The sequence below is a fragment of the Paenibacillus sp. GL_099_B genome (genome assembly GCF_057835695.1).
Genome location: NZ_CM174430.1, coordinates 5593211 through 5614998, shown reverse-complemented (window position 1 = coordinate 5614998; position 21788 = coordinate 5593211). Strand labels below are relative to the sequence as shown.

The following is a 21788-nucleotide window of genomic DNA, read 5'->3' as shown; positions in this document are numbered from 1 at the left end:
GTTCCATTTTGTATAGAAAGGACACGGAACAGATCAGAATGGGCATAGAGCAATTACTCGAGAAGGCCGGGGCATATATCAAAGAACCCGATCTGGTGCGCATACGTGAAGCTTACGAATTTGCTGATCAGGCCCACCATGGACAGACGCGAAAATCGGGAGAACCGTATATTCTGCATCCGCTTGCGGTTGCCGATATTGTTGTAAACATGCAGATGGACACCATCTCCATAATTGCAGCGCTTCTTCATGATGTAGTAGAAGATACTACGGTTTCACTTGAAGAAATCCGCAATCATTTCGGCAATACGTGTGCCATGCTTGTTGACGGCTTGACGAAGCTGGAACGTATTCAGTTCCGCTCCAAGGAAGAACAGCAGAACGAGAACTACCGCAAAATGTTCATCGCCATGGCGCAGGACATCCGTGTCATCGTGATCAAATTGGCTGACCGTCTGCATAATATGCGGACACTCAAGTTTCAGTCGGAAGAAAGCCAACGCCGGATTTCATATGAAACGCTGGAGATTTTCTGTCCGATTGCGAACCGTCTGGGTATCTCTGCGATCAAATGGGAAATGGAGGACATCGCCCTCCGTTATTTGAATCCGCAGCAATATTACCGAATTGCAAACCTGATGCACAAAAAGCGTGCAGAACGTGAGCAATATATTGATACGGTTATGGACGGTATTACAAGCAAGCTGGATGAGATGGGAATTCAGGCAGATCTGTCGGGTCGTCCTAAGCACATCTACAGCGTGTTCAAAAAAATGACTACGAAAAACAAACAGTTTAACGAGATTTATGATCTGCTTGCGATTCGTATTATTGTGGATAACATCAAGGATTGTTATGCTACCCTCGGAATTATACACACGTTATGGAAACCGATGCCAGGACGTTTCAAGGACTATATCGCGATGCCGAAGGCGAACATGTATCAATCGCTGCATACCACGGTCGTAGGTCCGAATGGTGAACCGACTGAAGTCCAAATCCGGACATGGGATATGCACCGCACCGCTGAATTCGGTATTGCTGCCCACTGGGCCTACAAGGAAGGCGCTGCGAACGGAAACCATTTTGAAGATAAAATTACGTTCTTCCGCGAGATCCTTGAACTTCAAAATGAAGCGCAGGATGCGTCTGAATTTGTAGAATCGCTTAAAATGGATTTCTTCTCGGATCTTGTGTTTGTATTCACGCCAAAAGGTGAAGTTATCGAATTGCCTACTGGATCTGTTCCATTGGATTTTGCATATAGAATTCATACAGAGGTGGGTAATCGGACGATTGGTGCCAAAGTAAATGGTCGTATCGTTCCGCTCGATTATCATCTCAAAACAGGCGATATCATTGAAATTTTGACGTCAAAACATTCTTACGGACCGAGCCAGGACTGGCTCAAAATTGCAAAATCCTCTCACGCACGAGCGAAGATTAAGCAATGGTTCAAGAAGGAACGGCGCGAAGAAAACGTTGAAAAAGGACGCGACAGTTGTGAACGTGAACTCAAGCGCATGGGACTTGATCCTTCTGCCTGGATGACGGACGATAAGTTGCAGGAAGCAGCCAAAAAGTATGCCTTCAATGATATTGAGGATATGCTCGCAGCTGTTGGATTCGGTGGTATTACGGCTGCACAGATCGTGACCAAAGCAACGGAGAAACTACGCAAGGAGCAGGAAGAATCCAGCTTGCTTGAACTGAACTCCGAAATGCGTGAGCTGAAGCCTGCACCTGAACGCAAAAACCGTCCGACGAATGGCATCCGTGTCAAAGGTATAGACAATTTGCTTGTACGTTTTGCGCGCTGCTGTAACCCTGTACCAGGGGATGCTATTATCGGGTATGTTACACGTGGACGTGGGGTTTCAGTGCATCGAACGGACTGTCCCAATATTCCGTCTAGTACGGATGGGGAAGAAGCAGCTCGCGTCATTGAAGTCGAGTGGGAAGAGAATATTGAAGCCAACTACAGCGTGGATATTGAGATTACGGGCCATGATCGAAACGGCTTGCTCAATGAAGTGCTTCAGGCTGTTTCCGAAAGTAAAACCAATATATCTGCCGTCACCGGACGTACAGATAAAAATAAATTAGCATTGGTGCACGTCACAATTCTGATTCGTAATACGGAGCATCTGCATTCGGTTGTGGAACGGATCAAACGGGTGAAAGATGTCTATTCTGTGCATCGGATTATGCAGTAAGGAGCCTGTAAGATGAGGGTGCTTGTACAACGCTGTAAAGAGGCTCAGGTGACCGTTGGAGAAGAACTGACGGGAAAAATTGAATCCGGATTGATGTTGCTCGTGGGAATTACACATGAGGACACGGAGAAGGATGCCATATATTTGGCAGACAAAATCGCTGGACTTCGAATCTTTGAGGATGAGCAGGAAAAGATGAATCTCAGTCTGATTGATGTGGGCGGGGCTGTATTATCTGTCTCACAATTTACATTGTACGGAGATTGTCGCAAAGGAAAACGCCCAAGCTTTGCAACTGCAGCCAGACCTGAAGCGGCAGAATTGTTATATGAAACGTTTAATCAGTTGTTACGTGATAAAGGAATTCAGGTTGAAACCGGACGTTTCGGAGCGATGATGGATGTGACTTTCACGAATTGGGGACCGGTGACTTTAATGCTCGAAAGCCCTATTCGTCAAGAAACACATGCATAATTGGTTGGGGAACAGGCCATAATGAGGGATAATTCGGTTCATTAACTTAAGATGATCAAAGGAGTATCCCACCCATTATGCGCCAATCCGTCAAGGAAACACGTTCCCGAATAGAACCTTTGCTTCTGCCTGGAAACTTATATGAGTCCCTGAAGCTTGCCCGCGCTGCTGCCGAGTGTGCAACAACGATTTGGGCTCTTCAGGATTCGGACAAAGGGGAGCAGAGCCGTCTTCCGCGTGACTGAGTGCTGACCATTTGGAATGAATGAAAAGTCTTGATTCGATGATCGAATCAGGGCTTTTTTTGTTATGGAACTTAACTGTTGATGAATCGGATCGCCTGATCAAAGTCAAAATAATACAGGCTCGTCATGTTATAAACGGCTCTGGTTAGGGTAATAACAGAACGAGGCACGATGGCGTGCCAGGATCAGTATTTATTACGGGCAATGAACAAGAAATGTACACCAACAATTTCTGCGAATAACTGATTTCAAGAAATTTCGAACACGGAAAGGAGAACATACGTTATGAGTAAAGTTGCTTTTTTATTGGCGAATGATTTTGAAGATTCGGAAATGCAGGTTCCATATGATGAGGTGAAAAAAGCCGGACACGACGTGGAAATTATCGGCTTGAAAGCAGGAGAGACGCTGAAAGGTAAAGGTGGTAAAGCCTCCTATACTTCGGACAAAGCGATCGCTGAGGTCTCGGCTTCGGATTACGACGCAGTTGTCATTCCTGGTGGATCTTCTCCTGAAAATTTGCGTACAGACGCACATATCCTGAAATTCGTAACGGAGATCAACAGTGCGAAGAAACCTATCGCGGCGATCTGCCACGGTCCGCAAATTCTGGCAAGTGCGAATCTGTTGAAAGGCCGTACGATTACATCCTATCCTCCGCTCAAGGATGATATGGTGAACGCAGGGGCAGAATTCAAGGATCATGAAGCTGTTGTAGATGGAAATTATATTACATCCCGTACGCCTGCCGATGAACCGGCATTTGTCCGCGAATTGTTAAAAGTCATTTAATGACTTGGGGCGGACCGTACGATAATGTGATTACTGATTAAAATGAAGATTGAAGCTCAAAGCTTCTAAGTTTTCGTTATACCAAGCATTTATTCCGATAAAGGAGGGTTTGACATGACAAAACATATTCAGGCGTATTTTCGGACCGAGGACGAGGCAGAGGGGGCAAGAACCTCACTTCAGACGTTCCGTACAGAGCATTTGGAAGTAGGGCAACTGGATAGCGCGGTTGGCAGAGACAAACGGATTATGGTACCTCTGGTGCCTTATAACACAGCGGGTGGCGTAGGAACCAATGGAGCCATGGGTGTGGGTGCAGCACCTGGGGTTCCTGCCAGCGAAAATGTAATCCCGGTCGTCAGCAATGTGGATCGTGATACGGAGCGAGGTTCACGAGATAATGTCAATGAGGATGGCGATCTGTTGGATGCTGCAGATGTGTCCTCGGCTGATTATGACGATCTGCATTATGTTTTGTCTGCCAAAGTAAGGGATGAGGATTATGAGGAAATCATTCATAAACTTCGTTCCAACCAAGCTTATGTGGAAGAATTGAATTAATATGTAGTATGAAGCCCTTGCAGGGTCTGACTTCCATGTCAGGGCCATCTGCAGGGGCTTTTATAATGGAGAAAACAACAAATTATAAAGCGCTATCATTTTTGTAATATTACTGTAATATTAGTTACATAAGCCTTTAACAAAGCCCGTTTATAATAACACACATGACCCCCTTTTTTTATATATCCTTTGAGCCTGCACACCGTGTGCAGGTTTTTTTTTTGAGATGAGAATTTGTATGTTTTGGGCGAAGCTTACCCCTTATTTAAATTTTTTGCTAGAATAGAGAAATGGGTTTAAGTATTTTAAAGCGCATTGTTTTCATAGTTGGGCTACATTGGACGGTAAATCAAGCTTCCAGCGATTGGGCTCAGGCAAATCCAATCCTATGATCGAGAGTATGAGGAATTCATCGCCAGAGTGATCGTTATATTCTAGATGAACATATACTCGCAGAAACGGCCCCGCCCTTATATAAGGGCGGCAACCGTTTCTGCTTGATGCTAGAAATTGTAAGTTATATAGAATGCCTCGTTTGAGAAATGACACCTATAATGCTAAAGCAACAGTGTTCTCATGCGAATGGCTAGTGACAGATTTAAGGGGGAATTAGTTTTGAGTAAGGTTGGAAGAAATGATTTATGCCCGTGCGGAAGCGGGAAAAAATATAAGAAATGCTGTCTGGGCAAGGAGCCTTCTGCGGTAGAATCCATACTGGGGCTGATATCAACGGAGCAGCATGTCCAGGAAGCCTCGATTCAGCCTGAGAGCAAACTGACCTTGACCAAACTGAAAAAGATGGTGGCGCGCGAACTGAAATGGGAGCATCAGGCTCACGAACAGCTGGCCCTGCAGCTTATTGAGAACATGAGGAACCATTACGAGCGGGAGCTGATATTGGAAGCTCTGGTGCTATGGAATGGCTATTCCCGTCAGACCCGCCCTACTGTGAAGAAGACAGGCTCGTTCTTTGCTGCAATCGAGTACTTGCTGTCTGAGGAATACGGCTTCAATGTTTCGAAGGCTGAGCTGTCAGATAAATATGAGGTAACGACATCAACGATCTCCCGAAAGGTTAAGGAGATATTCAAATACATCGAAGAATACGGCATGGGTGGCGAAACGGACGAGCTGATGATTCTGAACAGCCCAGGTACATCGAAGGACAAAGCGCAGGCTCTGCTACATAAGGCGATGGAAGCCAGTTCTTCCAAACGCAGAATACAGCTGGCGAAAACGGCCCTGGAGATGTATTCTGACAGCTCTGATGCATATCGTATTCTGGCTGAGGAATCGGACAATGAGTCTGATGCACGAGCTTACCTCAAGGCTGGAATCGCTGCTGGCGAACGCGAACTGGGCGAACTGTTTTTTGAGAAGAACAAGGGGGACTTCTGGGCGCTTCATGAGACTCGTCCATATATCCGGATATGCAAAAGCTACGCCGAATCCTGCTGGTTTGGCGGAGATGCCAACGAAGCGGCACAAATCCTGGAGCATATTTTGGAGCTTAATACGGAAGACAATACCGGAGCGCGTTACCTGCTCGCTGCTGTGTATTTGTACAGTAACCAATTGAAGCAGGCAGAGCAACTGCTGGAGAAGTATGGGAAAGATGACGCTGCAGCCGCCTTTACCTATGACCAGATCATTCTGGAGTATAAGAAGAACGGAATCACCTCCCAGCTCAAAATGCTGTACCGTGTGGCTCGAGGTGTGAACAACCATGTGCCTGATTATCTGCTGGGTTTGAAGCAGCTGCCGCATAACCTCCCTGATTTTGTCGGAATGGGCAATTCTGACGAAGCGATTGAATATGTCATTATGCACTCCCGCCTATGGGCGAGTGTGCCGGATCTGCTGAAGTGGATGCTGAAACAATAGAGATATAAGAAGGCAATAGAAGTTGGAATTCATTGGATGAATCCAGCTTCTATTAGCCTTGATTTCTGTGGACTCCGCATACCGTACGGCGTGTGAGAATTTTTTTTAGTGCTATCTTTTTGTGTTAACCCTTGACTTTAGCACTGCGGTTCATTACAATCAGAAAATAAATTAACTTTAAACGTTATATAATAACATGTAATCATATAACTTGATGATTTGATGACGGGACCAAGTACTCCGTGCCCACATGAACAGAGAAGAATCCCTTGGCTGTAAGGATTCTCTTGATGAGCGGACGAATGACTTCTCCGAGAACAGACAGCGAACACATTAGATTTACATCTGATGGTTATTAGCTGGCCTGCGCAGGGCGTGCGTTATACGTAGAGCGGAATGATCTGTTTGATCGGATTGCCTGGAGCAACCTTAGATCATCACCTGAACGGCGAAAGTGTCAGGGATTCCGGAATGTGGGTGGTACCACGGGTGAATGTGTAAACACAATCCCTCGTCCCTTTGTTTGCTGTGTATACAGCGACAGGGCGAGGGATTTTTTTGTTATATAAGTTGATCCTAACATTTATACCATAACGGAGATTGCAGAACCAATCTGTAGAAGCGAAGCGTTCGGCTAAAAGCTTTCTGAAAGAAAGCTGCTTCGGAAGCATATGCTATCCCCGGATTTCCCCATTGAAAATTGAATTAAAAAATCTGGGGATAACAGCGATCGGAAGATGGTACTGCAATCGGAGTGGGCAGGTGTAACAGTCCTGGAACAACTTATTATACAGAGAAAAATAGATGCTGGAGGGATAAAAGATGGCTTTTCAAAAACCGACTGGAACGCAGGACTTATTGCCTGGTGTTGTGGAAAAGTGGCAGTTCGTAGAGGAAAAAGCGCGTGATCTGTGTCGCCGTTTTAATTACCGCGAGATTCGCACACCGATCTTCGAACAGACTTCTTTATTTGTACGTGGCGTTGGTGAGACAACCGATATTGTTGAGAAAGAAATGTACACCTTCAATGATAAAGGGGACCGCAGCATGACCCTTCGTCCGGAGGGTACAGCGGGTGTTGTCCGCGCTTATGTGGAAAATAAAATTTATGGCGAACCGGATGTGAGCAAGCTCTATTACATCGGTCCGATGTTCCGGTACGAACGTCCGCAAGCAGGTCGCCAGCGTCAGTTCCACCAGTTCGGTGTAGAAGCCATCGGAGCCCTTGATCCAGCGATCGATGCTGAAGTCATTGCACTTGGGTATCAACTGTGTGTAGAACTGGGATTGAAAGATGTCAAAGTCGAGATCAACTCGGTGGGTAACCCAACTAGCCGTGCAGAATATCGAGAAAAATTGCTTGGATTCCTCAGACCGATGAAGGAAAGCCTGTGCAAGGACTGCCAATCCCGGATGGAACGTAATCCGCTGCGCGTGCTCGACTGCAAAGTTGATCAGGACAAATTCGTAGGGGCACCGTCCATACTGGATAGTCTGGATGAAGAATCATTGAACCACTTTGCCAAGCTGAAAGAGTATCTGGATGATTTTGGCGTAGATTACGCGGTGAACAATCGTCTGGTACGTGGCTTGGATTACTACACATTGACTGCTTTTGAACTGAAAGCTCAAGGCATTGGCGCGATTGATACAGTCGGCGGCGGCGGTAGATACAACGGCCTCGTTGGAGATATAGGTGGACCGGATCAGCCTGGTATTGGTTTTGGTATCGGTCTGGAGCGCATTCAACTGATTCTGGAACACCAGAACATTGATGTTAGTTCCCTTGCTCCACTGGATGTATATTTTGTTGCTCTCGGTGAAGCAGCCGATCGTGAAGTCAACCGTCAGCTGTTTAAGCTTCGTCAATCCGGTCTGTCCGGTGAACGCGACTATCTCGGTCGCAAGATGAAAGCCCAGATGAAATCAGCCGACCGATTCAAAGCCCGTTACACTGCCATTTTGGGTGATGATGAGCTGGAGCGCGGGGAGATTGCCCTGAAGTCCATGGATACAGGTGAACAACAAACCGTGAAGCTCGATGATCTGGTAGCAGCTATACGCGGAAGTAAATAAGCACGAGTTTGAAACTGTAAAATAGCAACAATTGATCCGGCAAAATTACTGAGGTACACCAATGTTTCCGATTAATCGGAAGTTGGCGAGTCAGAGGTAACATGCCATTTGAATAAAATCGTCTTCACGCAACCGCACTGTTGAAAAGCGAGCTCTGCCCGCCCATACAGAACGGAAATTCACATAAGAGGAGTTTGGTTATGAAAAGAAGTCATCATTGCGGCGCATTAACACCCGCACACATCGGTGAGACCGTAACATTGAACGGCTGGGTACAGACCCGCCGTGACCTGGGGGGCGTACTGTTTATCGATCTGCGTGACCGCAGCGGAATTGTACAAGTTGTTTTCAACCCGGCTTACTCTGGCGAAGCATTGCAAATCGCTGACAGAGTGCGGAGCGAGTACGTTATCGCGGTAACTGGTAAAGTTGTTAAACGTGACGAAGAGACCGTAAACAAAAACTTGCCTACAGGCGAAATCGAAGTCCAAATTACCGAGATTGAAGTACTGAACGCGGCAAAAACTCCTCCATTCTTCATCGAAGATGGTGTGGAAGTCGACGAGTCCCTTCGTTTGAAATATCGTTACCTGGACTTGCGTCGTCCGGAAATGTTTGAAACATTGAAATTGCGTTCCAAAGCATCCAAAGTGTTCCGTGATTATCTGGATGGAGAAGAATTCGTTGAAGTAGAAACACCAATCCTGACCAAGAGCTCCCCGGAAGGTGCGCGTGACTATCTCGTACCAAGCCGTGTGCACGAAGGTGAATTCTTCGCCCTGCCGCAATCCCCACAAATTTACAAACAATTGCTGATGGTCGGCGGACTTGAGCGTTACTATCAGATCGCTCGTTGTTTCCGTGATGAAGATTTGCGTGCGGACCGTCAACCGGAATTCACCCAAGTCGACATCGAGACTTCCTTCCTGCAACAGGATGACCTGCTGCCAATGATGGAAGAGCTGATGGCCAAATTGCTGCGTGAAACGAAAGGTGTTGAGCTGGAACTGCCTTTCCAACGGATTACGTATGCAGATGCAATGGGTAAATACGGTTCAGACAAACCGGATCTGCGTTTTGGCATGGAACTGGTAGAAATGAACGATATCGTAGCAAACAGTGGTGTGAAAGTATTTGCTTCTGTCATCGAAAAAGGTGGAGAAGTGAAAGTTCTGAACGCCAAAGGCTGTGGGACATGGAGCCGTAAAGAAATCGATGACCTCGGACCATTCGCAGCGCGTTACGGTGCAAAAGGATTGGCATGGATTCAAGTCAAAGATGGCGAGTTCAAAGGACCAATCGTGAAGTTCTTTACGCCAGAAGAGATCGAAGCAGTCAAAGAACGTACTAGCGCTGAAGAAGGCGACTTGTTGCTCTTCTCTGCTGACACCAAAAAAGTGGTTGCAGATGTACTGGGCGCACTTCGTCTGAAAATCGGTCGTCAACTGGGCCTGATCGATGACAGCAAATTCAAATTTGCATGGGTGGTTGACTTCCCATTGCTCGGGTACGATGAAGATGCCAAACGTTATGTAGCAGAACACCATCCGTTCACACGTCCTAAAGACGAAGATGTACATCTTTTTGACACAGATCCGGGTGCGATTCGCGCTCAAGCTTATGACCTCGTTTTGAATGGTTATGAAGTGGGCGGTGGTTCGATGCGTATCTACAAACGTGATGTTCAAGAAAAAATGTTCGCTGCTCTGGGACTCTCTCCAGAAGTAGCCAACGAGAAATTCGGATATCTGCTCGAGGCATTCGAATACGGAACACCTCCACACGGCGGAATCGCTTTTGGTCTCGACCGTCTGGTGATGCTGCTGGCAGGTCGCACAAATCTGCGTGAAACGATTGCCTTCCCGAAAACGGCAAGTGCAACGGATCTGCTCATGAATGCACCTTCTGAAGTAGATAACTCCCAATTGGAACAACTTCACATCCGCGTAGCCCGTAAACCGGTGGCGGAAAAGAAATAAAGGAGGCATCGATTCTCAATGCTCCATCAATTTTCAAGAACAGAACTGGCAATCGGACCTGAAGGTCTGAACGCCTTGAAAAATAGTACAGTAGCTGTGCTCGGTATCGGCGGCGTGGGTGGTATTGCAGTGGAAGCTCTCGCTCGCAGTGGTGTTGGACGTATCATTCTGATTGATAAAGACGTAGTGGACATCACGAACATCAATCGTCAGATTCATGCTTTGACCACGACCGTTGGTCAGAAAAAAGCAGATTTGATGGTAGAGCGGGTGAAGCTCATCAATCCGGAGTGCGACGCGATTGCACTGAATATGTTTTATACGGAAGAAACGTATGAGGAATTGTTCAAGTATGAGCTGGATTATGTGCTGGATGCTTCCGACACGATAATTTACAAAATTCACCTCATCAAGGAATGCTTGAAACGGAAGATTCCGGTCATTTCCAGCATGGGTGCGGCAAACAAAATGGATCCGACGAAATTCCAGGTTGCGGACATTTCGAAAACGACCATGGACCCGATTGCTCGTGTTGTCCGTACGACACTTCGCAAAGACGGTATTAAAAAAGGTGTGAAAGTGGTCTTTTCAACCGAAAAGCCGCTCAAACCACGCGAAGATGTAACACAGAAAATCGTTCCCGAGAATGCGCCCGAAATTCGCAAGGCCAAACAGCCACCTGCGAGTAACGCATTCGTTCCTCCGGTAGCCGGACTGATTATGGTCAGTGTGGCCGTCAAGGAACTGATCGAAATTGCAGAGAATAAGCAGCAGTAATCTGTTGTAATTGGAAAAGCGCAGGTACCGACAAGGTACCTGCGCTTTTTTGCATGGATATCACATGTGGACAGAGATAGGGGGCAAAAGGGTAATCAAAGCCACAATAAAAAGAGCGCAAAACCTTAACAAATGTCAGGGTTACGTGATGTACTTCAATCCCAAAAGCGTGTATGATATGTGGTGCTGCGCGAAATGATGATAAATACATAGAGAAATGGCAGCGTGAGAGAGAGGGGAATAGAACGAATGAAACAAGGATGGATGACCAGACGACTTGGCCTAGAGCCAGGAGACCAGTGGAAGAAGGAAATTGTGGCGGGGGCCATTTCCTATTTCGCCGTGGTGTATATCGTAATGGTCAATGCAACAATTCTTGCTGATGCCGGAATGCCGCTACAGGCGGCTATGGTGGGTACTTTGCTGACGTCCATTGCAGGTTGTTTGCTGATGGCATTTGGCGGTAAGTCGCCGATTATCGTTGTACCTGGCATGGGCATCAATGCATTTTTCACTTACACACTCGTACATTCGATGAAATTGAGCTGGCAGGAAGCCTTGGCGGTTGTATCCGTCACCGGGGTGCTGTTTGCAATCGTAGCCTTTACATCGTTATATAAAATGATTAGTGAGGCCATTCCGAAAAATCTGCAGCATGGTATTACGGTGGGGATTGGCTTGTTCTTGACGTTCATTGGTTTGCAAAAAAGCGGAATCGTCATCGCACATCAGACCACATTTGTGGCGATCGGACATTTTAATGATCCTGGAGTGATCACCGCCTGTGTTACTCTTGTGATCGCCTTGATTTTATTTATACGCAATGTACAGGGTGGGCTTCTGATCAGTATTTTGGCGGGAACAGGACTAGCTTATGTGCTTGGTGCTGTAAAACCAGGTGATCCTGTGTCTGCCACAGAAGCACTGCATCAATACGGCGGTTTATTTGCCCAGCTGTCCTTCGCAAATCTGGTGGATCTATCGTTCTGGATTGCTGTATTTCTGTTGTTGCTGATTGTTGTATTTGAGAACATCGGCCTGATTACAGCCCAAACCCATCTTATTGGGCGCCCCCAAAGGTTTAAGGGTAGTTTACGGGCTCTGTCGATCTCGAATATTTTTGCCGGAATTTTTGGCAGTAGTCCTACTGTAGCTGCGGCGGAGACAACAGCGGGTATAGCAGCAGGTGGGCGTACAGGATTGACTCCACTGGTTACCGCAGTGCTGTTTGGTGCAACGTTCTTCTTTATTCCGCTGTTGGGTTATATTCCGGACAGTGCTATTGCACCTATTTTGATCATTATTGGCGGCTTAATGGTACAAGATGTGAAGGACATGGATTTCCGTGATTTCACGGAGGCTTTTCCGGCTTTTCTGATCATGGTCATGATTCCATTTACTTATAGCATCGTGGACGGTATGGCATTTGGATTCATTGCGTATCCGGTGGCGAAGCTGGCGGCGGGTCAGGGCAAACAGGTGCCTAAAGTCATGTACGGTATTGCCATCCTGTTTTTGGCCAATTTCGTGCTGCATGGGGTATTGTAAAGACAGGAAACGTAATGTAAGTTCGTACGTATGATCTCTGGTGAACAAGGGGAGAACGGGGGAACGGAAATGGAAGAGCAACAACAGGCAGGTCAAGCTGAATCGAAAATAGGAAAAAAAGGATTCAAGGATTTTGTGAAGCTGATTGCTGCCACTAATCCACCGAAGCTTATTCTGATCATAGCGTTGATCCTGACACTCATTCAGACAACAGCTGGACTGATTGTCCCGCTGATGACCAAAGGCCTGATTGATGGGCTTACGATGTCTGCGCTGAACAAGTCCGTTATTTTCCTGCTGCTGGGGGCATTTGTTATTCAGGCCATCGCTTCAGGCATCAGCATCTATATGTTGAACTATGCAGGTCAACGAGTGGTTGCGACATTGCGAGCGAAGCTGTGGAACAAGGTATTATCCTTGCCGATGCCATATTTCGACCGGAATCGTACGGGTGATACGATGAGTCGAATCACGAATGATACGAGTCAGATTATGACGCTAATTGCGGATTATCTCGTTTCTTTTGTATCCAATATCGTTGCGGTTGTGGGCGGGGTAGCGTTGCTTTTCTATCTGGATTGGGTCATGTCACTCATTATTCTGAGTCTGGTGCCGTTAACGCTACTGATTCTGTTGCCTGTTGGTCGTAAAATGTACAAAATCTCCAAAAAGCAGCAGGACGAAATGGCAGGTCTTACTTCGGTGCTCAGCCAAGTCATTGGCGAGATTCGTTTGGTGAAAGCTTATGGAACGGAGAAACAGGAGGCGGAAGCAGGCGATTCCCGTATTGGGAAGATGTTTGCTTTTGGACTACAGGAAGCTCGGATCTTGGCGTTGATCGGTCCACTCTTTACGTTTGTCATGACGGCTGTACTGGTTGTTATTCTGGGTGTTGGCGGCATGCGGGTAGCTTCTGGATTGCTGTCTCCGGGTGAACTGGTCGCCTTCATTCTGTTGTTGTTCCAGGTGATTATGCCGATGGGGCAATTTACGACACTGTATTCACGTCTGCAAAAGGTTGTCGGTGCGACAGAACGCATTCAGGCTATTCTGGCACATGAAGAAGAACCGCGTCATAGCACAGCAATTGCTCCAAAAGGCAATGAGACGATTACATTTAACGACCTGCATTTCTCTTATGTAACAGGGGAAGAGGTACTGCATGGGATCAATCTGACCGTTCCGGCCCGTAAAGTGACGGCCATTGTTGGGCCGAGCGGTAGCGGGAAATCAACGCTGTTTTCCCTGTTGGAGCAGTTCTATCTTCCGGAGTCGGGCAGTATATCGTATGGTGGACAGGCCATAACGGAATATTCATTAGCCTCCTGGCGAAGCAAGATTGGATATGTATCACAGGAGAGCCCTCTGATGGCAGGCACAATTAAGGAAAACATGACATACGGGCTGGGCCGTGAGGCAAGTATGGACGAAATTAGACAGGCGGCAGAAATGGCGTATTCCTCAGTTTTTATTGATAAACTGCCTCAGGGCTACGACACGGAAGTGGGGGAACGCGGAATCAAGCTATCGGGTGGTCAACGCCAACGGATCGCTATTGCCCGTGCACTGCTGCGCAGCCCGGATATTCTGATGCTGGACGAAGCGACGTCTAGTCTGGACAGCACCTCGGAACATGAAGTACAGCAAGCCCTGTCTAACCTGATGGAAGGACGAACAACGGTTGTTATTGCACACCGATTGTCCACCGTTGTCGACTCTGATCAGATTGTTGTTCTGGAACAGGGACATGTTACGGGAACCGGTACACATGCGGAGCTAATTAGCCACCATCCGGTATACCGTGAACTGGCACAGAAACAGTTTGTGGCACAGGATGGGAAGCCGGATTCTGAGCCGGAATGATGTGAAAGGATGACCGTTGTTCATCTGTTCTTTGCGAACAGGAACAGCGGTTTCTTTCATTTTGCTATCCAGGCTACTGTAGCTTTTTGTACATCAATATGATATAGTGGGTATCCTTTTGTGTCGTCAGTGATTGGCTATGCAGAAAACATATTCTTAGGAGGTAACTGAAACATGTCAGACAGCTTTCAAAGTGCCTATCAAGAAGAAGAGTACAGGTTAGAGCGAACGATGAAGGAAGTGGATAGTCAGCTGGAACGGCTGCAGAATATTCCGGTGTACACCGGCCACGACTTCACAGAACAAGTGCTGGAAGCCGGACGTGAAGAGCGCCGCACCGCCTTGTCCAAGAGCGCGCAGCAACCCTATTTCGGACGCTTGGATTTCGAAGAACAGGGCAGTGGTGCACGGAAACCGCTGTATATTGGCAAAATCGGCGTAGACCGCGAAGAGGTGGGAGAGCATCCGCTCGTCATCGATTGGCGTGCTCCTGTCGCAAGCCTGTTTTACTCATTTACCGGAGGGGAAGCCTCCGCAACGTATGAAGCCCCAGAGGGACTCATTGAGGGCCTGGTTTATCTGAAACGAAACGTTGTTATTCGGCAGCGTATATTGGAACGTGTGGCGGATACGTACGATCGGGACAGTGACCAGCCAGCCGTATCAGATGAATTTCTTGTGTATCGACTGGGAGAGAACAAGGACAACAAGCTCCGTGATATCGTATCTACCATTCAAGCGGAACAGGATCAGATCATTCGTGCGGCGAGAAACACCGCATTGATCATTCAGGGTGTAGCCGGATCGGGAAAAACAACCGTGGCTCTGCATCGCCTTGCCTTCTTGCTGTATCAGTATAAGGAGCAGGTATCTGCGGAGAAGATGGTTATTTTCGCACCCAACCACATGTTCCTGGATTACATATCAGATGTACTTCCGGAGCTCGGTGTGGGGGATATTCAGCAGCGTACATTCCCCGATTGGGCGATGAACCTGCTGGGGCTGGACCTGCCTTTGGCGGACACGTCGGAGACATTGAACACCTGGTTTGAAACGCCGGATGCACGTCCTGAACTCAATGATGATGTGCCTGGGCGTTATAAAGGCTCGATTCGCTTCATGGAACTGATCCGGGAGTGGCTGTCGGGGATGGAAGAGGAATCCGTACCTGATATGGACTTCAGTCCATGGGATGGTGCAGTGCTCAGCAAAGCCGAGATTGAGAACTGGTTCGGGGAAGAGTACAAACATTATCCGCTAGCGAAACGCAAAGAGCGGGTTATGGCGCGTATTCACCGCTGGATTGAGATGGAACTCAAGAAACCTTCCCCGGAAGCCGTTCGCAAAGAGCGTAAAAAGAAAGCGGCAACCCGTGAGAAGGCCTACGCCAAAAAATGGCCTCAATATGAACCGCTTACGCTATACAAACAGCTGTTCAAAGTTGTTAAAGGTGGTTCGGTACCTGCCTCGCTCAGCGGGCTTATTCCCAAATTGGTAATGAAGCAAACGGCAGCAGATCTGAAGCAGGATATCATCCGTGAAGAAGATTTGCCTGCATTGGTGTACATTCATACCTTGGTTCATGATATTGAAGGCTCAGAGCGATTCGATCACGTTGTTATTGATGAAGCGCAGGACTTTTCTCCTTTTCATGTGGCGTTATTGGATCAGTTCGTCAAGGGGCATTCCTTCACCATACTAGGGGATCTGTCCCAAGGTATTCATGAGTACCGTGGTGTTCATGCGTGGGAAGAGATGAGTTCCCTGTTTCCCGAGGAACAGAACGCATACTTTGCATTGACGCGGAGTTATCGCTCGACGATGGAAATTATCGATTATGCCAATACGATTCTGGAGCGGGGAGTCAAGAGCGGGATTACGGCGATTCCTGTATTCCGCAGTGGTGATCCCGTACGGACATTGTCCTATGGGGGAGAAGGGCGCACAGCAAGCCTCGAACAGGCTCTGAAGCTCTTAACGGTCAAAGACTATCGTACAGTCTCCATTCTGACCCGTACCCTGCGTGAGGCAAAGGAGCTTCATCATGAACTCCAGGCGGCAGGCTGGGATCTGAACTTGATTGACGGCGGCAAAAAACAGTACACAGGCGGTCACTCCGTTTTACCTGTCTATTTGTCGAAAGGGTTGGAGTTTGATGCAGTTATCGTAGCAGATAGCGATGATAAACACTATTTGCCCAATGCGGGTGATGCGAAACTGTTATACGTTGGCTGTACACGGGCATTGCACGAACTGTGGTTATTCCACGACGGCCAATTGCCAGACTATGCTGCTGCAACCCACAATACGGAAGGCGAGTCTGTTGCCATTCAGGGTTGGCCTGACAGCGAGGCAGAGTGAACCCTTTGTTGTTGAACATAGCATCAATATAGAAAGAGCATGGCGCTGTTAAAAGTGCCATGCTCTTTCTACGTTCTAAGATGAGTATTATTTTCGAGTGGCTCACCTAAAGTTTCGCAGTGTTCTTCTGCTGGTTAACTTGCAGGTGTACGTTGGGTCAAACCCGGTTTATCCAAAGCTGAGTTATGACTGACGAGACGTCGGTTAACCAGGAAAATGCCCAGACAGATCATTACCCCACCTGCACCCACAATCCAGCCGACATGCTCTTCCAACAAGACGAAGCTCGACAGCAGTCCAAACAGCGGTGCCAGAAAAAGAAAGGAACTGGTTTTGGCCGGATCTGTGTTTTGCAGCAAATAAAACCAGAGGGTGAACTGAATGATGGAACAGAAAATCGTCAGCCATACCAGGACAATGATGGACGTCGTATTTACGATAAAATGAGGCTGCTCTGTAAACGCGCTCAGTAGAAGCAATACTGCGCCTCCAGCGAGCATTTGGTAAGCGGTAAGTACAAATGTATCATGAGCAGCTCCCCAGCGCTTAATGAGCAACGTGGATACAGCAAAGGAGACGGCGCCGCCAAACCCAATCCATGTCCCAGGACTCAAGCTCAGATGGAATCCAAAGGTCAACGCCACTCCGACAAATCCGAGAACCACACCGGTCCACTGGCTAAAACGATAGGACACACCATATAGAGCAGCACTCAGGATTATGACAAGCAACGGATTCGTAAAGGTGATTATGGCGGACTCTCCCGAACTGATCCAGTTCATGCTGTAGTAGGCACAGCCCATCACTCCCGCCGACTGGAACAGACCGATTACGGCGATTTGCATCCACTGTTTACAACCCACAGGCATAGGACGTTTTCTGATGAGCCATGCAAGTAATGCTCCTGCCAATATATAGCGAAGTCCCATTAACAAAAAGGGAGGAGCGTACATCATGCCGATTTTGCCTACGGGAAACGAGGTTCCCATGATGAGCGTGGTCACGATAATCAGGAACGTATATTTTAAAGGCTTCATCAGGATTCCTCCCTTTGGCTTTCCATGCTCATAACGTCTGACCGCTATCTACAGTAATCAGTTGCCCGGTCATGGATGGTTGCTCCAACGCGGCGCATATCATATGTGCAATGTCTTCGCTTGCCGCTATTCGCTGCAGCAATAACTCACCACCCAGACGATGCATTTGTTCTTCCTTTCCTGCCCACCAACGGGTCGCGACTGCACCCGGAATGATGGCGTTAACCCGAATATCGGGGGATAGCGAGTGTGCCAAAGACTTCGTCAAACCGTGTACTGCTGCTTTGGAAACTGCGTAAGGAAGGGAGGACCCAGATCCTGTGCTGCCAGCGATACTGCCAAGGTTAACGATTGCGCCTTGACCTGCCTGTTGCATTCCTTTCGCTACAGCTCGTGCGCAGTAAAACATGCCTTTAACATTAACGTCATATAGTTCATTCCATATGTCATCCGTTACGGATTCCAGATCCTTCATTGGGATATGATGCGTAATGCTGGCGTTATTTACGAGTGCGGTCACAGGGCCAACTTTATTAGTGATAAAGGCTACCATTTGACGAACCTCGACATCGGAGCCAACATTAGCCTGAATTGCAAAAGCATGACCTCCCGCATTCAGAATATGTTGTACAGTCTCTTCCGCCTCATCCTGGGAACGGGAGTAATTGACGGCAACGGTTGCTCCACGATTAGCGAGCAGTATACTGGTAGCTCGGCCTATACCCGTACCACCTCCGGTTACCAAAGCTACAGTGTTCGTCCAGTTCATCATTATTAACACTCCTTAAGTGAACTCAGCGAGTAGTAAGTTGCTGTGTTCTGATTACCCCGATTGTAGCTCGAAGCAGCTATACTGTATAATGATTGTTAATGGATTAGATATCATTTTAAATGATGTCTGAATGGATATAGTTTTATTTGGGAGGTTTACTATGGAAAGTGGGGATTTAAGGATATTTCAATGTGTCGCACAAGAAGGGAATCTGACCCGAGCTGCGGAGCGCCTTGGTTACGTGCAGTCCAATGTGACAGCAAGGATACGACATCTGGAATCCGAAGTAGGGACACTGCTGTTTATTCGTCATAATCGGGGGATGACGTTATCTCCAGCAGGTGAGATGCTGCTGACGTATGCGGATAAAATTGTAGGCCTGCTCGATGAGGCTGGTAAAGCGTTGAGCTCTACAATTGAACCTTCTGGACCACTACGCATAGGCTCCACGCAGACTGCCGCAGCGGTACGTTTACCTGAACTTTTTGCGAAATATTATAAACAGCATCCGGCTGTCTCCTTATCTTTGACTACAGGTAACTCCCAAGTGCTTATGGATCAGGTTATTGGGTATGAATTGGAAGGGGCGTTTATCGGCTGTTCATGTGATCACCCTGATATTGCTTCTACTCCCGTATTTGATGAAGAACTATTCGTTGTCTCCTCCGGTATGGGACCGGAAGCCGAAGAACTCACCAGTAAACCGATTCTGGTCTACAGCATGGGATGTTCATATCGTCAGATTTTGGAGGAATGGTTATCGGTTAGCGGTGTAACCCGTCCGGTCATTATGGAATTTGGAACCCTTGAAGCGATTGTTAGCGGGGTTACATCTGGCATGGGAATTTCACTGTTACCCGAAATCGTCATTCGGCATCAGATCGAAAATGGATTACTGCGCAAGCACACACTCCCGGCAGGCATGAATCGTATGATGACTCATTTTATTACTCGCAAGGATGCCTTTGTCAGCAGTGCGCTTGGCGCATTTATGGGTATGCTGCCGCGGGAGTATGATATGATAGAGAATAGCGATTAATCAGGATTTATTAAGGAACAAGTAAAGGCAATCCGTTAAGGAAGTGATGAGCAATGGATTTATTTTCGTTTCAGCAAGATTCAGAACCTCAAGCAAGACTGCTCGCTGACCGAATGCGGCCTGAGCGGCTTGATGAATATATTGGGCAAGAACAGATTATAGGACCGGGGAAATTGCTTCGGCGCGCCATTGAAGCGGATCAGATTTCGTCTATCTTGCTTTATGGTCCTCCGGGATGTGGCAAGACGACATTGGCACATATTATTTCCCAGCATACCCAAGGGCAGTTCGTCCGTCTGAATGCGGTGGATGCTTCCGTTAAAGATGTACGTGAAGTCATTGAGCAGGCGCAAACGAACAAGCAGTTGTACGGAACAAAAACCATTTTGTTTCTTGATGAAGTACACCGGTTTAATAGTTCACGACAAGATGCGCTGCTACCTGCAGTAGAGAAGGGCACGATTATTTTTATCGGTGCTACGACAGAGAACCCCTTTCATTATGTGAATGGAGCCTTGATGAGCCGTTCCACGCTGTTTCAGTTGGAGTCTTTGAACAAAGAGCATTCCCTGATTGCGATGCGCCGGGCACTGGCGGATGCGGATAAAGGTTTGGGATTCATGGACCTGCAGGCAGACGACGAGGCATTGGAGCATATTGCGACGATGGCAAATGGCGATATTCGGCGTGCGCTGAACGCCTTGGAACTTGCTGCACTGACTACACCGCCAGAGAAGGATGGCTCGATTCACATTACGCTTGATGTAGCTGAAGAATCCATACGTCGTCCGATTGTGAAGGCAGATGAATCGACACAATATGATGTACTGTCGGCATTTCATAAAAGCATCCGGGGTTCCAGTGATGCAGCACTGTTCTGGTTTTTGTATGCGGTAGAGAAGCTGGGCATGGACCCGATGACGTTTATACGTCGTCTGATTGCAGCGAGCAGTGAAGATATTGGACTTGCGAATCCGCAAGCGATGACCCAGGCCATTGGGGCGTTGGATGCTTATCGCAATAATGGCTGGCCTGAAGCCAAGCTGAACATTGCCCAAGCGATCCTGTTTGCTGTTGAAAGTCCGAAGTCCAATGCGGTCTACACTGCGATCTCAAAAGCGATGAATGCCATTGATGAGGTGAAATCGGCTGAAGTCCCTCTTCATCTGAGGGATACCCATTATTCCGGTGCAGTGAAGTTGGGACATGAAGGCTACCAATACCCGCACAATTATCCGGGTCATTATGTGAAGCAGGAATATTTACCGAAACAGCTCTCACGCCGTATTTTCTATGAAGCAACGGAACAAGGCAATGAATCTAAGATTCGTCTAAACCAGCAGCGGCGCAGAGAGCTGTAAGATCCATGACCCGGGAGATGCTTGTACGATGAAAGAAATATTCTATATTGGAATCGGTGGAATTTTGGGTACATTATGCCGATATGGGATACAGTTATGGATGCCAGCAGCCAATGAAGACTTCCCTTGGGCAGTGCTGTTGATCAATGCCATCGGGAGCCTGTTTTTGGGTTGGTTCTTCACCATAGCTGTTCCAGGTAAAATAACGCCTCAACTTCGTCTTGCGATTGGTACAGGGTTCACCGGGGCATTCACCACATTCTCCACCTTTACTCTCGATATGGTCCGTTTATCTGAAGGAGGAATGTGGGGTAAGGCTGTTATATACCTCGTTGTGAGTTTACTCGCAGGGTTATTACTGTGTGCATTGGGAATTAAAGTTGGACAGCGAATGCTGAATAAACCGACGCAGGACGGTGTTGCACCTTGATCATCTGGATTGGTTTTGCAGGAATGCTGGGTGCGGTGCTTCGCTACAGTTTGGGTCGATGGATATCCGGTTCGCTTGGAACGGCCTTCCCATGGGGAACTTGGGTTATTAATATCAGTGGTTCTCTGTTACTTGGATTGCTCTATGGCTGGCATCATTCAGCTTCAATCCCAGACGCAGTCTGGGTGATAGGGGGTACTGGATTTTGCGGAGCGTATACCACATTCTCTACATTTGGATATGAGACCCTTGGTTTGATGGGGCAGGAACGTTACTTAAGAGCAGTTATATACGTCATCAGTTCGGTACTGCTGGGGGTTGCGGCTTCTTTTGCAGGAGTGTGGCTGGCTGCATAAGTGAAAATAATTATTTT

Annotated in this window: 18 protein-coding genes; 16 read left to right on the top strand and 2 right to left on the bottom strand. The window is 47.5% G+C overall.

What is annotated here, in order from left to right; all coding sequences use genetic code 11:
• Positions 1 to 38 precede the first annotated feature (38 nt).
• The 12 genes from AC3ITG_RS25460 to AC3ITG_RS25405 all read left to right on the top strand — a co-directional run bounded on the left by AC3ITG_RS25460 (position 39) and on the right by AC3ITG_RS25405 (position 16776).
• Entirely contained in the window at positions 39 to 2216 is a 2178-nt protein-coding gene (locus tag AC3ITG_RS25460) for a RelA/SpoT family protein (protein WP_413379795.1), read from the top strand.
• A 12-nt stretch (positions 2217 to 2228) separates the two neighbouring features.
• Entirely contained in the window at positions 2229 to 2690 is a 462-nt protein-coding gene (gene dtd, locus AC3ITG_RS25455; RefSeq protein ID WP_489251740.1) for a D-aminoacyl-tRNA deacylase, read from the top strand.
• Positions 2691 to 2767: 77 nt separating this feature from the next.
• Positions 2768 to 2935, top strand: a complete 168-nt coding sequence (locus tag AC3ITG_RS25450) for a hypothetical protein (protein WP_160319650.1) — start codon at positions 2768 to 2770, stop codon at positions 2933 to 2935.
• A 285-nt stretch (positions 2936 to 3220) separates the two neighbouring features.
• Positions 3221 to 3727, top strand: coding sequence for a type 1 glutamine amidotransferase domain-containing protein (locus tag AC3ITG_RS25445; RefSeq protein ID WP_053779112.1), 507 nt, complete (start codon positions 3221 to 3223; stop codon positions 3725 to 3727).
• Between the two features lie 114 nt (positions 3728 to 3841).
• Positions 3842 to 4288 carry a hypothetical protein gene (locus tag AC3ITG_RS25440; RefSeq protein ID WP_053779113.1) on the top strand — a complete coding sequence of 149 codons (447 nt, stop codon included), beginning with the start codon at positions 3842 to 3844 and terminating at the stop codon, positions 4286 to 4288.
• A gap of 615 nt (positions 4289 to 4903) precedes the next feature.
• The gene (locus AC3ITG_RS25435; protein WP_489251739.1) at positions 4904 to 6172 is read left to right on the top strand and encodes an SEC-C metal-binding domain-containing protein; all 1269 of its coding nucleotides are present in this window, start codon (positions 4904 to 4906) and stop codon (positions 6170 to 6172) included.
• A gap of 822 nt (positions 6173 to 6994) precedes the next feature.
• Positions 6995 to 8248, top strand: coding sequence for a histidine--tRNA ligase (gene hisS / locus AC3ITG_RS25430; RefSeq protein WP_413373135.1), 1254 nt, complete (start codon positions 6995 to 6997; stop codon positions 8246 to 8248).
• 200 nt (positions 8249 to 8448) lie between these two features.
• Positions 8449 to 10227 (top strand): aspartate--tRNA ligase, encoded by a 1779-nt coding sequence (gene aspS / locus AC3ITG_RS25425; protein WP_489251738.1) that lies wholly within the window; start codon positions 8449 to 8451, stop codon positions 10225 to 10227.
• Between the two features lie 18 nt (positions 10228 to 10245).
• Positions 10246 to 11004 (top strand): tRNA threonylcarbamoyladenosine dehydratase, encoded by a 759-nt coding sequence (locus AC3ITG_RS25420; protein ID WP_024633055.1) that lies wholly within the window; start codon positions 10246 to 10248, stop codon positions 11002 to 11004.
• A 249-nt stretch (positions 11005 to 11253) separates the two neighbouring features.
• On the top strand, positions 11254 to 12552 hold the full coding sequence (locus tag AC3ITG_RS25415; RefSeq protein WP_413373133.1) for an NCS2 family permease: 1299 nt from the start codon (positions 11254 to 11256) through the stop codon (positions 12550 to 12552).
• 69 nt (positions 12553 to 12621) lie between these two features.
• On the top strand, positions 12622 to 14415 hold the full coding sequence (locus AC3ITG_RS25410; protein ID WP_489251737.1) for an ABC transporter ATP-binding protein: 1794 nt from the start codon (positions 12622 to 12624) through the stop codon (positions 14413 to 14415).
• A gap of 174 nt (positions 14416 to 14589) precedes the next feature.
• Positions 14590 to 16776, top strand: a complete 2187-nt coding sequence (locus AC3ITG_RS25405; protein ID WP_489251736.1) for a HelD family protein — start codon at positions 14590 to 14592, stop codon at positions 16774 to 16776.
• A gap of 134 nt (positions 16777 to 16910) precedes the next feature.
• Here AC3ITG_RS25405 and AC3ITG_RS25400 read toward each other — a convergent pair whose 3' ends face one another.
• Together AC3ITG_RS25400 and AC3ITG_RS25395 are read right to left on the bottom strand one after the other, a co-directional pair.
• Entirely contained in the window at positions 16911 to 17813 is a 903-nt protein-coding gene (locus AC3ITG_RS25400; RefSeq protein ID WP_489251735.1) for a DMT family transporter, read from the bottom strand.
• Between the two features lie 28 nt (positions 17814 to 17841).
• Positions 17842 to 18582, bottom strand: coding sequence for an SDR family NAD(P)-dependent oxidoreductase (locus AC3ITG_RS25395; RefSeq protein ID WP_489254532.1), 741 nt, complete (start codon positions 18580 to 18582; stop codon positions 17842 to 17844).
• Positions 18583 to 18745: 163 nt separating this feature from the next.
• Here AC3ITG_RS25395 and AC3ITG_RS25390 point away from each other — a divergent pair, with 163 nt between their 5' ends.
• From AC3ITG_RS25390 to crcB (AC3ITG_RS25375), 4 genes are read left to right on the top strand one after another with little or no spacing between them, the layout of a single operon-like run.
• The gene (locus tag AC3ITG_RS25390) at positions 18746 to 19624 is read left to right on the top strand and encodes a LysR family transcriptional regulator (RefSeq protein ID WP_489251734.1); all 879 of its coding nucleotides are present in this window, start codon (positions 18746 to 18748) and stop codon (positions 19622 to 19624) included.
• Between the two features lie 53 nt (positions 19625 to 19677).
• Complete coding sequence (locus tag AC3ITG_RS25385; protein ID WP_413373125.1) at positions 19678 to 20985, top strand: replication-associated recombination protein A; 1308 nt, start codon at positions 19678 to 19680, stop codon at positions 20983 to 20985.
• A gap of 28 nt (positions 20986 to 21013) precedes the next feature.
• Positions 21014 to 21415 carry a fluoride efflux transporter CrcB gene (gene crcB / locus AC3ITG_RS25380; RefSeq protein ID WP_489251733.1) on the top strand — a complete coding sequence of 134 codons (402 nt, stop codon included), beginning with the start codon at positions 21014 to 21016 and terminating at the stop codon, positions 21413 to 21415.
• Positions 21412 to 21771, top strand: coding sequence for a fluoride efflux transporter CrcB (crcB, locus tag AC3ITG_RS25375; RefSeq protein WP_489251732.1), 360 nt, complete (start codon positions 21412 to 21414; stop codon positions 21769 to 21771). The genes crcB (AC3ITG_RS25380) and crcB (AC3ITG_RS25375) overlap by 4 nt, the downstream gene beginning before the upstream one ends.
• The last annotated feature ends 17 nt before the right edge of the window (positions 21772 to 21788 follow it).

Excerpts from the sequence above, each read along its gene's own strand:
- AC3ITG_RS25460 (WP_413379795.1), top strand. The coding sequence starts at position 39 with ATGGGCATAGAGCAATTACTCGAGAAGGCCGGGGCATATATCAAAGAA.
- dtd (WP_489251740.1), top strand. The coding sequence starts at position 2,229 with ATGAGGGTGCTTGTACAACGCTGTAAAGAGGCTCAGGTGACCGTTGGA.
- AC3ITG_RS25450 (WP_160319650.1), top strand. The coding sequence starts at position 2,768 with ATGCGCCAATCCGTCAAGGAAACACGTTCCCGAATAGAACCTTTGCTT.
- AC3ITG_RS25445 (WP_053779112.1), top strand. The coding sequence starts at position 3,221 with ATGAGTAAAGTTGCTTTTTTATTGGCGAATGATTTTGAAGATTCGGAA.
- AC3ITG_RS25440 (WP_053779113.1), top strand. The coding sequence starts at position 3,842 with ATGACAAAACATATTCAGGCGTATTTTCGGACCGAGGACGAGGCAGAG.
- hisS (WP_413373135.1), top strand. The coding sequence starts at position 6,995 with ATGGCTTTTCAAAAACCGACTGGAACGCAGGACTTATTGCCTGGTGTT.
- aspS (WP_489251738.1), top strand. The coding sequence starts at position 8,449 with ATGAAAAGAAGTCATCATTGCGGCGCATTAACACCCGCACACATCGGT.
- AC3ITG_RS25420 (WP_024633055.1), top strand. The coding sequence starts at position 10,246 with ATGCTCCATCAATTTTCAAGAACAGAACTGGCAATCGGACCTGAAGGT.
- AC3ITG_RS25415 (WP_413373133.1), top strand. The coding sequence starts at position 11,254 with ATGAAACAAGGATGGATGACCAGACGACTTGGCCTAGAGCCAGGAGAC.
- AC3ITG_RS25410 (WP_489251737.1), top strand. The coding sequence starts at position 12,622 with ATGGAAGAGCAACAACAGGCAGGTCAAGCTGAATCGAAAATAGGAAAA.
- AC3ITG_RS25405 (WP_489251736.1), top strand. The coding sequence starts at position 14,590 with ATGTCAGACAGCTTTCAAAGTGCCTATCAAGAAGAAGAGTACAGGTTA.
- AC3ITG_RS25400 (WP_489251735.1), bottom strand. The coding sequence starts at position 17,813 with ATGAAGCCTTTAAAATATACGTTCCTGATTATCGTGACCACGCTCATC.
- AC3ITG_RS25395 (WP_489254532.1), bottom strand. The coding sequence starts at position 18,582 with ATGAACTGGACGAACACTGTAGCTTTGGTAACCGGAGGTGGTACGGGT.
- AC3ITG_RS25390 (WP_489251734.1), top strand. The coding sequence starts at position 18,746 with ATGGAAAGTGGGGATTTAAGGATATTTCAATGTGTCGCACAAGAAGGG.
- AC3ITG_RS25385 (WP_413373125.1), top strand. The coding sequence starts at position 19,678 with ATGGATTTATTTTCGTTTCAGCAAGATTCAGAACCTCAAGCAAGACTG.
- crcB (WP_489251733.1), top strand. The coding sequence starts at position 21,014 with ATGAAAGAAATATTCTATATTGGAATCGGTGGAATTTTGGGTACATTA.